The sequence below is a fragment of the Helicobacter sp. CLO-3 genome (assembly GCF_001854545.1).
Lineage (GTDB): Bacteria > Campylobacterota > Campylobacteria > Campylobacterales > Helicobacteraceae > Helicobacter_B.
In genome coordinates this window covers 1-12194 of sequence record NZ_MLQN01000047.1, presented here as the reverse complement: position 1 = coordinate 12194, position 12194 = coordinate 1, and the positions used below count along the sequence as shown (strand labels likewise).

Sequence of the window (12194 nt, the reverse complement as noted above, 5' to 3'; positions counted from 1 at the left end):
CTTTATAGACTTTGCCAAAATTTTTCATAATCGCTCCTTTGGTTTAAACTTGCGGATTATATCGTGATTTTTCAATACTTTTTTAACGCGCTAGGAGACAAAATCGCGCTTTTATGCTAGAATCCGCGAGAAAATGATAGATGGTTAGGAGAGGGTGTGATGATATCAGTGCAAAGCGCGGCAAATGAAGCACTAGGTAATGCTATCGATTTGGCTAGCATAGGGCTTGGGGCGGATGGCATAGAGGAGCTTTTGGCATTGCCAAAAATATTGCCAAGCGCGGCAAATGTGGCAAATCTAGATTCTGCGCCAAAAGTGGCAAATGTGGATTCTGTAGAATCTAAAAAAAGAGATTCTGCGCCTTTGGATTCTGCACTTTTAGATTCCGCCCCTTTAGATTCTGCTCGCAAATCTTACGCCCACAAGCTAGAATCCTACGCGCAAATCCTGCTAGAGTGGAGCGCTACGCACAATCTCACGGGCGCCAAAACGCTTGAAACCATCCGCGCAAATATCATAGATTCTGCGTTGCCGCTTGGGTTTATCGAGGATTTTGGCGCGTGCTTTGATGTGGGTAGCGGGGCTGGATTCCCGGGCATCCCGCTTGCTATCTTGCGCCCGCAATCGCACTTTATTCTATGCGAGCCGCGTCAGAAGCGCGCGGCGTTTTTGTCATTTGTCGCGCAAAAGCTGGGGCTTGCAAACATCAGCGTGATAAAACAGCGCGCAGAATCCTACACGCCAAAAATCGCGATAGATCTCATCACCTCGCGCGCGGCACTGCCTAGTGCGCGACTTTTTGCGCTGACAGAGTATATCGCGCAGGGCGGCAAAACACGCTATTTGCTGTATAAAGGCGCGCAGACTTGCGACATACCGCGCGCAAAGCTTTATCAGCACAAGGCGCGCATTTATGCGTATTTATAGGGTATAATTGCGGTTTTAAGGAGTGAGCATGATTCGGATTCTGGTGATTTTGGTGCTAGTTTGTGTGCTGGTGTATCTCACAAGGCGCGCGCTGAAGGGCATCTGGCGCAGTATATCAGGCGCACAAAATAGCGAAAATATAGGGCAAAATGGGCGCGAAAATGGGCGCGATAGCGCGTGCGAGAATAGAGCGCAAGGGCGCGAGCAAAGGCAAGAACAAAGGCGCGAACAAAGGCATGAAATAGAGGGCTATGATATGGTGGAATGCGCTACATGCGGGACTTTCATCAGCAAAAAAGAGGCGATAAACTATCAAGGCAAAAACTACTGCTCCAAATCGTGTTTGGGCTAGGGCGCGCGTTTGTGGGGCTTGCGCGTTGCGCGTGGTTTGTGCGCTCTAGTGTTTGGCTAAAAGTAGTCGCGCGAGTCGCGCAAATCTTGGTAAAACTCATAAATTTTGGCAAGCCTCATAAAAAAGCCTCGCAAAATCGCGCAAACTAGATTCTAGCGCAGTATTATAAAAGGACTTCAATTATCATAAAAGGATTTGGCAATGATTCTTATTGGTTTTCATCCGCGCCTTTACCCAAGCGAGTTTCACAAAGTCAGCGATTTGGATTCTTTGAAGCAGCATTTGCAAGACAAGGCAGTTTGCGACAAGCACAACAAAGCGCAAAATAAAACGCAAGACGAAGCGCCAAAAGCGGAGTATATAATATGGTTTGATGCAAAAGATGATGTGGATTTTGCGCTTTGTAAATACGCGCAAAAAGAGGGCATCGCCTTTGGCGTGAGGGTGGATAATGCCTATGAGTTTGTGGCGTGCGCGCATTTCGCGCCAAAGTATCTTTTGGTATCAAGAGATTATAAGGCGTATCAAAATATCGCGGATTCTTATCTGCTGGATTCTAAGGTGCTGGCTATTTTTGTCGAGGATGAGCTGGGGCTTATCCGCTTTGAAGGCGTGATAGCAGATCTTGCAAAAGATGGTATCGATGGCGTAATCAATGCCAACAAACTGCAATAAAAAGCCTTTAGGCGCATCTAAAACAAGCGCCAAAATAAGCAAAATAGCCCAAACTCAAATAAACTCAAATAAGGCCAAGCAAACTCAAGCCAAACTAATAAACTCAAACAAGCAAAACTTTGCGCCAAATCTAAGCCAAAAGCGCCTATCGTATATTTTGCCGCAGGCTTTCATAAGTATCGCAAGATACTTGCAGGCCACCATCGCAAGACATTTTGTAGTATTTGAGCGCTTTTTGAGAATCCGCCTCGATACCCACCGCGCCAAACTCCCCGCCAAACTCATACAAAGAAGCCACATGCTGGCAAGAAACCATATCTCCAAGCTCGCAACCTTTGAGCGCGTATTTTAGTGAGGCTTGCATATCGCGCGGGGTGCCTCGCCCTAGCATTTTATGCAAGGCATACTGATAGCAGCCATAAGCATGGTCAAACTCATCGCAACTGCGCAAATACGCGCTCATCGCCTTGCTTTTGTCTTTTGGCGTGTAGCCTCCTTTAACCACATGCCAATAGCAATTTTAGACCGAGAGCAGGGCTAGCCGCCCCATGCCAATAATGAAATCCAAGCTGGCTGCAAGACTCGCCGCGCTGCTCGTTTGTAAGCGTGTGATTTGGGTTATACTCTTCGCCAAAATACACTCTATGGTTGATTATTTTTCTATAGCTTTTGTTGTTTAGGCACTCTTCTGTGGCGGCGCGGATTTTGGGGTGCATGGATTCTAGGCTTTCATCATCGAGCCTGCCTGCTATCTCAAGCCCTACCTTGCAAGCCTCGTTGTATCCGAGACTGCAACTTTTATCCAAAAACTCTTGCGCTTTGGCAAAGCTCTGCGCCACGCCTTGCCCGTTTTTGTAAATCAGCCCTAGATTATAGCAGCTGCCGCCATCTTGCATAGCGCAAGCTTTGGTAAATGAGTTTAGTGCTTTTTTGTCATTTTGCTTGCTTCCTGTGCCAAGCCCATAACTTAGCCCAAGCGCGCGCAATCCCAGCGCAGAATCTAGCTCGATAGCCTTATTGACATACAGCATAAAATCCTGCAATTTATGTGGCGGAATCTTTTTAAAATCACCACTCCAAATCTCGATAATCACCATCTCGCACGCCGCTTTTACGCTAAGCCCATTTAGCTTTTCTTGTTGCAGACATGCGCGCTCGATTGGCGATTTGTAGCTGGATTCTAGTGGCGCGCTTTTGGTGATATGCGCGATATAGTCCCACTCGATAAGCCCGGTAGTAAGGTTTGTGATGCTAAAGATAAAGGTAAGCTCCGCGCGCACCATCTGTGAATCTTGGCTTTTGCCCGCTTTGGCGGCTTTTGGCTCGGTGCTTATCCTATCGCTTATGCGCGCAGATAGCGAGTAGTTTGGGGCTAGTAGGGAGTTTTTGGGGATGATGTCTTTAAACTCTTCATTGTTGCGCGTTTGGCGGATTTTATCTATCAAAGGGTCGGTGTTTAGCGCGTTGCCAGAGATAGCGCCTGTGAGGCTAAACTTCCCACTATCGCGCAAATCAGCAAGTAGCAAGCGCGCGAGTGTCTGCGTATCTAGCTCAAAATGCGTGAGGTTTGAAAAAATCGCTAATCGCTATGACTCGAGGCTTATTAATCTCTTTGAAAAATTTAGAATCTAGTATGTCTTTTTGCGCGTTTTGGGAGAGTGTCTTTAGCTCATCGCTGCTTAAAATATCAGAATCTTGCGCGGTGAGTGGAGTTTGCGTGGCTTGCGATGCTTGTGTGGCTTGTGCGCTTTGTGCTGTTTGTGTAGCCGGCGTGGTTTGTGTAGCTTGCGCGCTTTGCGTGGATTGCGCTTCTGGTGCTGGCTCTGCGGAGAGTAGCGAGATGGCAAGTGCTAGAAAACATATAGCATTTTTTATTATGGTATTTTTTATGATGGCTTTTTTCATCTCGGAGTCCTTGTGTTTTATCGCTGCAAGTATAGCAAAATAAAGCGCAGTTTCTGGCAGTGAAAACGCGATTTGACAGCGCAAATTTAGATTTTAGTCGCTTTGTCGCCTTTGCCCTATGCTAGTGCTCTTTATGCTGCTATTTATACCATTTGGGCGGTTTAGATTCTAGTGGCGAGCCGCTAAACATATCTTTTTGTTTTGCATCTTTATTTATTTTCCAAGAATCTAGATTTTGGTTAAAAGATTCTGCGTTTTCAAACATATAGTCCATATTTTTGACATTGCTGACATCCCAAGCGTTTAGATTCTGGTTGAAAGATTGCGCGCCGCCAAACATATTTTCCATATTTTTGACATTGCTAACATTCCAAGCGTTTAGATTCTGGTTAAAAGATTGCGCGCCGCCAAACATACTTTCCATATTAGCGACATTGCTGACATTCCATTTATTAAGCGGCTGGTTGAAGGATTTTGCTTCATTAAACACACTTTCCATATCTATCACTTTGCTGACATCCCAAGAATCTAGTGGCTGGTTAAAAGATGCTGCTTTGGCAAACATAAATGCTATGCCTTTGACATTGCTGACATTCCAAGCGTTTAGATTCTGGTTGAAAGATATTGCTGTATAAAACATACTATTCATATATATAACCTTGCTTACATCCCATTTATTAAGCGGTTGGTTGAAAGAGATTGCATTAAAAAACATCCCATCTGTATTTTCTACATTACTCACATTCCAATTATTTAGCGGCTGGTTGAAGGAGATTGCATCAAAAAACATATAATCCATATTTTTGACATTGCTGACATTCCAAGATTCTAGCGGTTGATTGAAGGCTTTTGCTTCATTAAACATAAACGCCATATTTGCGACATTGCGGACATCCCAAGAATCTAGCGGCTGGTTAAAAGAGTGCGCCTCATAAAACATATATTCCATATCTGTCACTTTGCTAACATCCCAGCTCTCAATCCCGCTAAAATCCTCGCGCTTGATATTTCTAAACAAATGGCTCATATCTGTGATTTTGCTAGTATCTATCGTGTCGAGTTTGATGTTTTCATCGCGTAGTAGCTCTACGAGCTCATCGCGCGTCTGTGGGTGGTAAATGTGTTTTGATTTGTCAGTCAAAGGGTTTGTATTAATAGCACAAGCACTAAACATCAAGCCAAGCGCGACTATGCTGATAAAGGCCAGCTGTTTTAGATTTAGCTTTTTTATTAGATTCTGCTTGGCGCTGGTGTTTTGTAGCGGGTTTGGTATTTTTAGATTCTGGTTTGCGTGCTTCATTTTGACTCCTTAAAAGATTAGCTTTGGCATTATACTTTAAATCGCTTTTAGATTCTGGCGATTTTTGGATTCTAACGCTTTTTGCTTTGCCAAAATCTAGATTCCAGCTGCGCTTTATCATCGCCCCCATCTTGCGCTAGCGCTATTTATACCACTTTGGTGGTTTAAAATCTAGCGGTGAGTCCTGAAACATACCTTTTGTGCGCGCATCTTTATTTATTTTCCAAGAATTGAGATTTTGTTTGAAAGATTTGGCATCAGCAAACATTGCCTCCATATTTTTCACATTGCTGACATTCCATTTGCCAAGCGGCTGGTTGAAGGATTCTGCTTTATAAAACATCTCTTCCATATTTTCTACTTTTCTTACATTCCATTTATTTAGCGGCTGGTTAAAAGATTTTGCTTCATAAAACATCGACTTCATATTTTTCACATTACTCACATTCCATTTATTCAAAGGCTGGTTGAAGGATTTTGCACCCAAAAACATCCCTTGCATATTTTCTACATTGCTTACATCCCAAGATTCTAGCGGCTGATTGAAAGATTGCGCTTCAAGAAACATCGACTTCATATTTTTTACATTGCTCACATCCCACTTATCAAGCGGTTGGTTGAACGATCTTGCCAAGAGAAACATAGCATTCATAGATTCTACATTGCTGACATCCCAAGATTCTAGTGGCTGGTTAAAATATTTTGCAAAAGAAAACATATCCCCCATATCTTTTACCCTGCTCACATTCCAATTATCCAGTGGCTGGTTGAAAGATCTTGCACCAGAAAACATCCAAGCCATATCTTCTACATTGCTTACATTCCATTTATTAAGCGGTTGGTTGAAAGATTCTGCCAAGAAAAACATAGCACTCATAGATTCTACTTTGCTGACATCCCAAGATTCTAGTGGTTGGTTGAAAGAGCTTGCTTCTCTAAACATAGATGTCATATCTTCTACATTGCTGACATTCCAAGAATCAAGTGGCTGATTAAAAGAGCTTGCTCCATAAAACATACCGGCCATATTTGTAACATTAGAAACATCCCAAGAGCCTATGGGCTCATTGAAGGATTTTACAGCGATAAACATCAATCTCATATCTGTGACATTACTCACATCCCAAGTCTCAATCCCGCTAAAATCCTTGCGCTTGCTAGCAGTATTTTTGCAATTTTGCATATTGATATCTGCGAATTCATCGCATATATTGCTAGGAATATTTGAAAACAAAAAGCTCATATCAGTGATTTTGCTCGTGTCTATCGTGTCTAGTTTGATGTTTTCATCTTTTAGCAGTTTTACTAATTCATCTTGGTTTTGCGGGTGGTAAATGTGTTTTGATTTGTCATTGTAGTCATAATCGACAATCGCATTCCATTTAGAAGGGTTATACCATTTTGGCGGTTTGGATCCTAGTGGCGAGCCCCTAAACATATTTGTCAGCCCTGCGTCTTTATTTATTTTCCAAGAATCTAGATTTTGCCTAAAGGATTTTGCATCATGAAATATATTACTCATATTTGTAACATTGCTGACATTCCACTTATCAAGTGACTGGTTGAAAAATTCTGTATATTCAAACATTCCCCGCATATTCTCCACATTACTCACATTCCAAGAGCCTATGGGCTCATTGAAGGATTTTGCTTTATAAAACATATATGACATATCCTTGACATTGCTAGTATCCCAAATCTCAATCCGCATCAATTTAATACCTTTTCGTTTGCTGGCAGTATTTTTGCAATTTTGTATATATGGCGCAAGACTTTTGTCTTTTGCCAATCTATCGCACTCATCGCTAGAAACATCTGCAAACAAAAAGCTCATATCAGTGATTTTTCTGGTGTTGATGGAATTTATCTCGATTTTCTCGTCATTTAGTAGCTGCACTAGCTCATCGCGATTTTGTGGGTAGTAAATGATCTTTTGGCAATAAACGAGCTCTTGTCTGTCGGTCAAAGGGTTTGTATTTGCAGGGTTTGTATCTGCTAGGCAGATATTTAAGCCAAGCGCGGCTATGCAAATAAAGGCTAGGTTTTTAAACACTTTTAGATTTGGTATTTTTGGATTCTGGTTTGCGCGCTTCATTTTGACTCCTTAAATGATTAGCTTTGGCATTATACTTCAAAAGTCGCTTTTAGATTCTGGCGATTTTTGGATTCTAGTGCTTTTGCCTTATCTCTGATACCACTTAGGCACGTTAAATTTGAGTGGCGAATAATCAAAAATTCTTTCTCGCTTTGCATCTTTATCTACATTCCAAGAATCTAGATTTTGGTTAAAAGATATTGCGAAAGAAAACATATAATCCATATCTTTTACATTACTCACATCCCACTTATCAAGCGGCTGGTTGAAAGATGTCGCAAAAGAAAACATATAGCTCATATTTGTGACATTGCTGACATTCCAATTATTTAGTGGCTGCTTAAAATTACTCGCTTGAAAAAACATAGACGACATATCTGCTACATTACTCACATCCCAAGATTCTAGATTCTGATTAAAAGATACTGCCCAAGCAAACATACTATTCATATCCACAACCTTGCTGACATTCCATTTATCAAGCGGTTGGTTGAAAGCTTTTGCCTCAAAAAACATACCACCCATTTTTGTGACATTGCCGACATTCCAAGAGTTAAGCGGCTGGTTGAAGAATCGCGCTTTTCGAAACATATAACTCATATTTGTAACCTTGCTAACATTCCAAGAATCTAGCGGCTGATTGAAGGATTTTGCTTCAGAAAACATACTACTCATATCTTTGACATTACTTACATCCCACTTATCAAGCGGCTGATTAAAGAATTTTGTGCTAGCAAACATGCTATGCATGGTTATAACATTACTGACATTCCAAGAGTTAAGAGGCTGGTTGAAAGATTCTGCTATATTAAACATATTATTCATATATTTCACATTGCTGACATCCCAAGAATCAAGCGGCTGATTAAATGAGTATGCCGCAAGAAACATAAACATCATATCTGTGACATTACTCACATCCCAAGTCTCAATCCCGCTAAAATCCTTGCGCTTGCTAGCGGTATTTTTGCAATTTTGCGTATATGGCTCAACGCCTTGAGCTGCTGTTTTGCATATTTTGTCAGAAGTATTTGCAAACAAAAAGCCCATATCGGTGATTTTGCTTGTGTCTATGGTGTCTAGTTTGATGTTTTCATCGCGTAGTAGCTCTACTAGCTCATCGCGATTTTGTGGGTGGTAAATATGCTTTGATGTGTCGGTGATGGGGTTTGTGCTGGCTTGCAGGCTAGAATCTAGCATTAGCGCAAAAAGACAAGCAAGGACTAGATTTTTAAACATTTTTAGATTCTGCGCTTCGCTGGCGTTTTGTAGCAGTTTTAGAATTTTGAGATTTGGTATTTTTAGATTCTGGGTTGCGCGCTTCATTTTGACTCCTTCGTATTCGCAAATTAGCTTTGGCATTATACTTCAAAAGTCGCTTTTAGATTCTGGTGATTTGTTGGTGTTTGGCTGGTTTGGATTCTGGGTAGTTTTTGTTTTATTTTTGCTGGTTTGCTGCAAATCTCGCCAAAGCTAGCGGATAAATAGGCAATACAAAGCCGGAGGATAGAATCAGATGTTTGCCTAGCGCCTTGCACTTTGATTCTGCGCTATTCCATTTTGCTTTCTAGTGCGGATAGGTCATCAAAGCCCTTCGTGGCGCTTGGCGTGGAGTAGTAGGGGTTTGCCTTGAAGCCACAGCCGCCCATCATCGCCGCAAACGCCGCCAAATATGCTATAATCACCAAATGAGACAAGCGAAACATATCATAAACTCCTTTCTTTCTGACCCGTTTTATGCGCTGCTTTCGCGCAAGGTGCGCACGCGCAAAAGCCTAGAGAAGCTAAAATCCGCGCTGCCGCTAGATATGCGCAATCATCTTATGCTGATTTCTTATCGCGCGCCAAAAATATTATTTTGTTTTGACCATCCAAGCTACGCACAAGAATTTAATAATTATAAGAAAAAAGATATTATGTATTGTTTAAATGCGTATAAAAATGAGTTTGCTGAATTTTTGGCGCCGGATGTGGAGGTGAGGGCGTATGTGCCAAGTCGGATTCTAGCGCATATCAAGGAAAAAGTCGAGGTGGCAGAATCTACGCCAAGCTACAAAGAGCATTCTAACGCGGAGTTTATAAATCATGCGAGCGATCCGCTGATACACGAGCAGTTTGAGAAAATACGAGGGCTTATCAAAGAAATAATAGATGATGAAAATGCGTGATAAAAGCGCAGAAAATAAATAAAAATATTTTTTGCGTGGGTTTTTGCGGTGGTTTTTAAGGTTTTTTAGCTTGTATTTTGCTAGCTTTGGGTGCGAGCGCGTTTAGATTTATTTGATTTATATGTGATTTGTTTGGTCGCTGTTTGGATTCTGCTTTGATTTTTTTGTGTCGTATGTTGCGTGCTGTATGTTGCGCGGGCTAGAATCTAGATTTGCCACAGAATCCAGAATCCACGCGCCAAAGATTCATACGCTATTTTGCAAGACTTTTTACAAGGCTATTTTGCAAGATTTTTTTTTTGCAAGACTTTTTGCAAGGTGCTTTTCACAAGCCACTAGCCCCGCTCGCGCGCCCTCTAGCACTAGCTTTCGCGATGCTGTTTGTCTGGTATTGCGAGCCCCAAAACTCAAGGCTGCTTAGCACGCCCTGCAAACTCTCGCCAAGCGGCGTCAGGCTGTATTCCACGCGCGGTGGCACCTCGGGATAGACTTTGCGCTTGATGAGTTTGGCGTCCTCTAGTTCGCGCAGATTCTGGGTTAGCACATTTTGCGATATGCTTTGATTTTTGGTGGCACTTATACTTTTTTTGAGCTCGCCAAAGCGCTTCGTGCCATGCAGCAAATCGCGGATGATTAGGAATTTCCACTTGTTGCCGATGAAATTTAGCGTCGTCTCAACCGGGCAAGGCGAATAAAATACATCTATTTTCACACCCATTTTGCACCTCCTAAAGCGAAGCATTTTAGCACGAAAACATAAACAACAGCCAATCAATCTGCTAAAAACACGCAATGCTATCAAAAATATACTTTATCATATTTATATGTTTGATATTATTTTGGGTATAGATTCCCAAAAGGATTTTAGTGTTGGATTCTAGTTTAGATTCTGCCGCCCTCAAACCGCCCAAACCACCCCAAAATTACTCAATCGCCCAAAACCACACCAAAGCCCTGCCACCAAAAACCACTCCAACAATCGCCCAAAACCACCAAAAACCACCCCAATCTTTCCCATTTTTATAACTATTCTGCAAAAACATCAGAATCCAATCCGCCATTTAAGTTTATGTTTTTACAAATTTTTATATAATTAATGTTTCGAAGTTTTCAAAAAGACTAGAAAATGTCTTGTATTTAAGCAACTCTAAAGGCTAGAATCTAGACAATTCCAAACTTAAAACAACCCAAAGGAGGCAACTATGGGGTTTTACAATAAGCTAAAAATCGGCACAAAGATTATGGTATTTGTCGGTGCGGTGGTGATAGCTGGCATTTTCGCGCTAAGCTACATCGTCATCAACAATGTAAGCAGCAACATCAAGCATGAAACAGAGCAGGTTTTGATAAACTCTTCACACCGCTACGCAGGGCATATCGAGCTCATTTTCACGCAGATGTCTTCTATCGTGCTAAACACAGCGAGCATCCTCGACCAGACAGCACAAACAGCGGGCGCGCAGAATCTAAGCCCCAAGTTTTATGAGTCTGCCATCCGCGCCGCGCTTGATAATGCGGACTGGGTGGATTATGGCTTTGTCTATCTGCTAGACCCGCCCAAAAGCTTTTTGGAAAATAAAAATTTCGTGACACCTCAAGGCAAATTCATCATCTCCTATCACGACAAAGATTCTGGCGCCAATGGCAATCTAGAGCGGCTCTCACCAAACGACTCTATCGCATCTTTTCCGGGCGTGATAAGCGTGCTAGAAAAAGCGCCAAAAGACAAGAGGTTCTACGCTTTTAGCAAGCCTTTCAACGCTTCTTATGGCAATGGTCACGCGTTTTTGGGCTCATCCATCGTAGCTCCGCTATTTGATGAAGAAGGCAAACTTATCGGCGTCATCGGGCTTACTTTCAACTTCGATCGCGTCACAAAATATCTCGAAAATCCAGCACTCGTGACTTTTGAGCGCGAGATAAAAGCGGTAGTCTCACAAGATGGCATCATCGTATCGCATCCAAACGCCAACGCGATTGGCAAAAATGCGTTTGAGATAAACCAAGATGCGCGCGCAGCCACTGCGCTAAATGGCATCAAAGAGGGCGCTACAGGCTTGTATGATGACTATGTGGCGACAGATGGCGATGATAGCTATGCTGCGGTGGTGTCGTTTAAAACAGCTGGCGATGTGGGCTGGACGATATTTACCACCGCGCCAAAAGAGAGCGTGCTAGCGCCGCTATATCGCTTGGAGACGATGATTGCTATCGTGTCGCTAGTGGTTTTGGCGGTCGTGCTTGGCGTGGTGTTTGTGTTTGTTCAGCGCACGATTGCTATGCGTTTGCCTATCATTTTACGCGCACTAAATGCGTTTTTTGGCTATATCAACCATGAAAGCAATGAAGTGCATCACATCAAAATCCGCGCTCAAGATGAGCTAGGACAGCTAGGGATGATGATAAATGACAACATAGACAAATCCCGCGCGCATCTCAAAAAAGACGAAGACCTAGTCGCAGAATCTTTGGAAGTCATCAACCACACCAAAGAAGGACACGCGACAAAGCGCATCACGCTTGAGGGCTCAAACCCGCAGCTAAACAAACTGCGCTCATCTGTCAATGAGCTTTTGGACTTGCTTTCAAATGCTATTGGCAACGACCTCCACGAGCTAAATCGCGTATTTGACAGCTTTGTCAAACTTGACTTCTCCACCCAAGTAGCAAACGCACAAGGTAGAGTAGAAGTAGTCACAAACACACTAGGAGAAGAAATAAGAAAAATGCTAAAAACTTCTCTAGACTTTGCAAACTCTCTAAATAATCAAA

General features: G+C 42.5%; 15 protein-coding genes. 6 read left to right on the top strand and 9 right to left on the bottom strand.

Annotation, left to right across the window (positions count from 1 at the left end; translation table 11 throughout):
- The first annotated feature begins 159 nt into the window (after positions 1-159).
- The 4 genes from rsmG to BKN38_RS09440 are packed head-to-tail and all read left to right on the top strand — an operon-like array spanning position 160 to position 1954.
- Positions 160-927 (top strand): 16S rRNA (guanine(527)-N(7))-methyltransferase RsmG, encoded by a 768-nt coding sequence (gene rsmG, locus BKN38_RS10445; RefSeq protein WP_082942650.1) that lies wholly within the window; start codon positions 160-162, stop codon positions 925-927.
- Between the two features lie 28 nt (positions 928-955).
- Entirely contained in the window at positions 956-1279 is a 324-nt protein-coding gene (locus BKN38_RS09445; RefSeq protein ID WP_066457650.1) for a PP0621 family protein, read from the top strand.
- 11 nt (positions 1280-1290) lie between these two features.
- A complete protein-coding gene (locus BKN38_RS11280) occupies positions 1291-1428 on the top strand; it encodes a hypothetical protein (protein WP_156528275.1) in 138 nt (45 codons plus the stop codon).
- A gap of 52 nt (positions 1429-1480) precedes the next feature.
- On the top strand, positions 1481-1954 hold the full coding sequence (locus tag BKN38_RS09440) for a hypothetical protein (protein WP_066457657.1): 474 nt from the start codon (positions 1481-1483) through the stop codon (positions 1952-1954).
- A gap of 145 nt (positions 1955-2099) precedes the next feature.
- Here BKN38_RS09440 and BKN38_RS09435 read toward each other — a convergent pair whose 3' ends face one another.
- The 7 genes from BKN38_RS09435 to BKN38_RS11275 form a co-directional block, all read right to left on the bottom strand.
- On the bottom strand, positions 2100-2417 hold the full coding sequence (locus BKN38_RS09435; RefSeq protein WP_066457659.1) for an SEL1-like repeat protein: 318 nt from the start codon (positions 2415-2417) through the stop codon (positions 2100-2102).
- 34 nt (positions 2418-2451) lie between these two features.
- A complete protein-coding gene (locus BKN38_RS09430) occupies positions 2452-3480 on the bottom strand; it encodes a hypothetical protein (protein ID WP_066457661.1) in 1029 nt (342 codons plus the stop codon).
- A 25-nt stretch (positions 3481-3505) separates the two neighbouring features.
- Positions 3506-3859, bottom strand: coding sequence for a hypothetical protein (locus BKN38_RS09425; protein WP_070957812.1), 354 nt, complete (start codon positions 3857-3859; stop codon positions 3506-3508).
- A gap of 139 nt (positions 3860-3998) precedes the next feature.
- Positions 3999-5159, bottom strand: a complete 1161-nt coding sequence (locus tag BKN38_RS09420) for a BspA family leucine-rich repeat surface protein (protein WP_066457676.1) — start codon at positions 5157-5159, stop codon at positions 3999-4001.
- 142 nt (positions 5160-5301) lie between these two features.
- Entirely contained in the window at positions 5302-7254 is a 1953-nt protein-coding gene (locus tag BKN38_RS09415) for a BspA family leucine-rich repeat surface protein (protein ID WP_066457678.1), read from the bottom strand.
- 87 nt (positions 7255-7341) lie between these two features.
- Positions 7342-8580: a BspA family leucine-rich repeat surface protein gene (locus tag BKN38_RS09410; RefSeq protein WP_070957811.1), complete on the bottom strand. Its 1239-nt coding sequence runs from the start codon at positions 8578-8580 to the stop codon at positions 7342-7344.
- Positions 8581-8804: 224 nt separating this feature from the next.
- Positions 8805-8960 (bottom strand): hypothetical protein, encoded by a 156-nt coding sequence (locus BKN38_RS11275; RefSeq protein ID WP_156528278.1) that lies wholly within the window; start codon positions 8958-8960, stop codon positions 8805-8807.
- Between BKN38_RS11275 and BKN38_RS09405 the strand changes: the two genes are divergently transcribed.
- Positions 8943-9422, top strand: a complete 480-nt coding sequence (locus tag BKN38_RS09405; RefSeq protein ID WP_066457684.1) for a hypothetical protein — start codon at positions 8943-8945, stop codon at positions 9420-9422. The genes BKN38_RS11275 and BKN38_RS09405 overlap by 18 nt on opposite strands.
- A 325-nt stretch (positions 9423-9747) precedes the next feature.
- Here the strand turns inward: BKN38_RS09405 and rrpB are convergent, their stop codons facing one another.
- Positions 9748-10140 carry a MarR family transcription factor RrpB gene (gene rrpB, locus BKN38_RS09400; RefSeq protein ID WP_371113562.1) on the bottom strand — a complete coding sequence of 131 codons (393 nt, stop codon included), beginning with the start codon at positions 10138-10140 and terminating at the stop codon, positions 9748-9750.
- Between the two features lie 61 nt (positions 10141-10201).
- Entirely contained in the window at positions 10202-10333 is a 132-nt protein-coding gene (locus BKN38_RS12120) for a hypothetical protein (protein WP_256325589.1), read from the bottom strand.
- 291 nt (positions 10334-10624) lie between these two features.
- Between BKN38_RS12120 and BKN38_RS09395 the strand changes: the two genes are divergently transcribed.
- On the top strand, positions 10625-12194 hold a 1570-nt coding region (locus BKN38_RS09395; RefSeq protein ID WP_070957810.1), incomplete at its 3' end, for a cache domain-containing protein.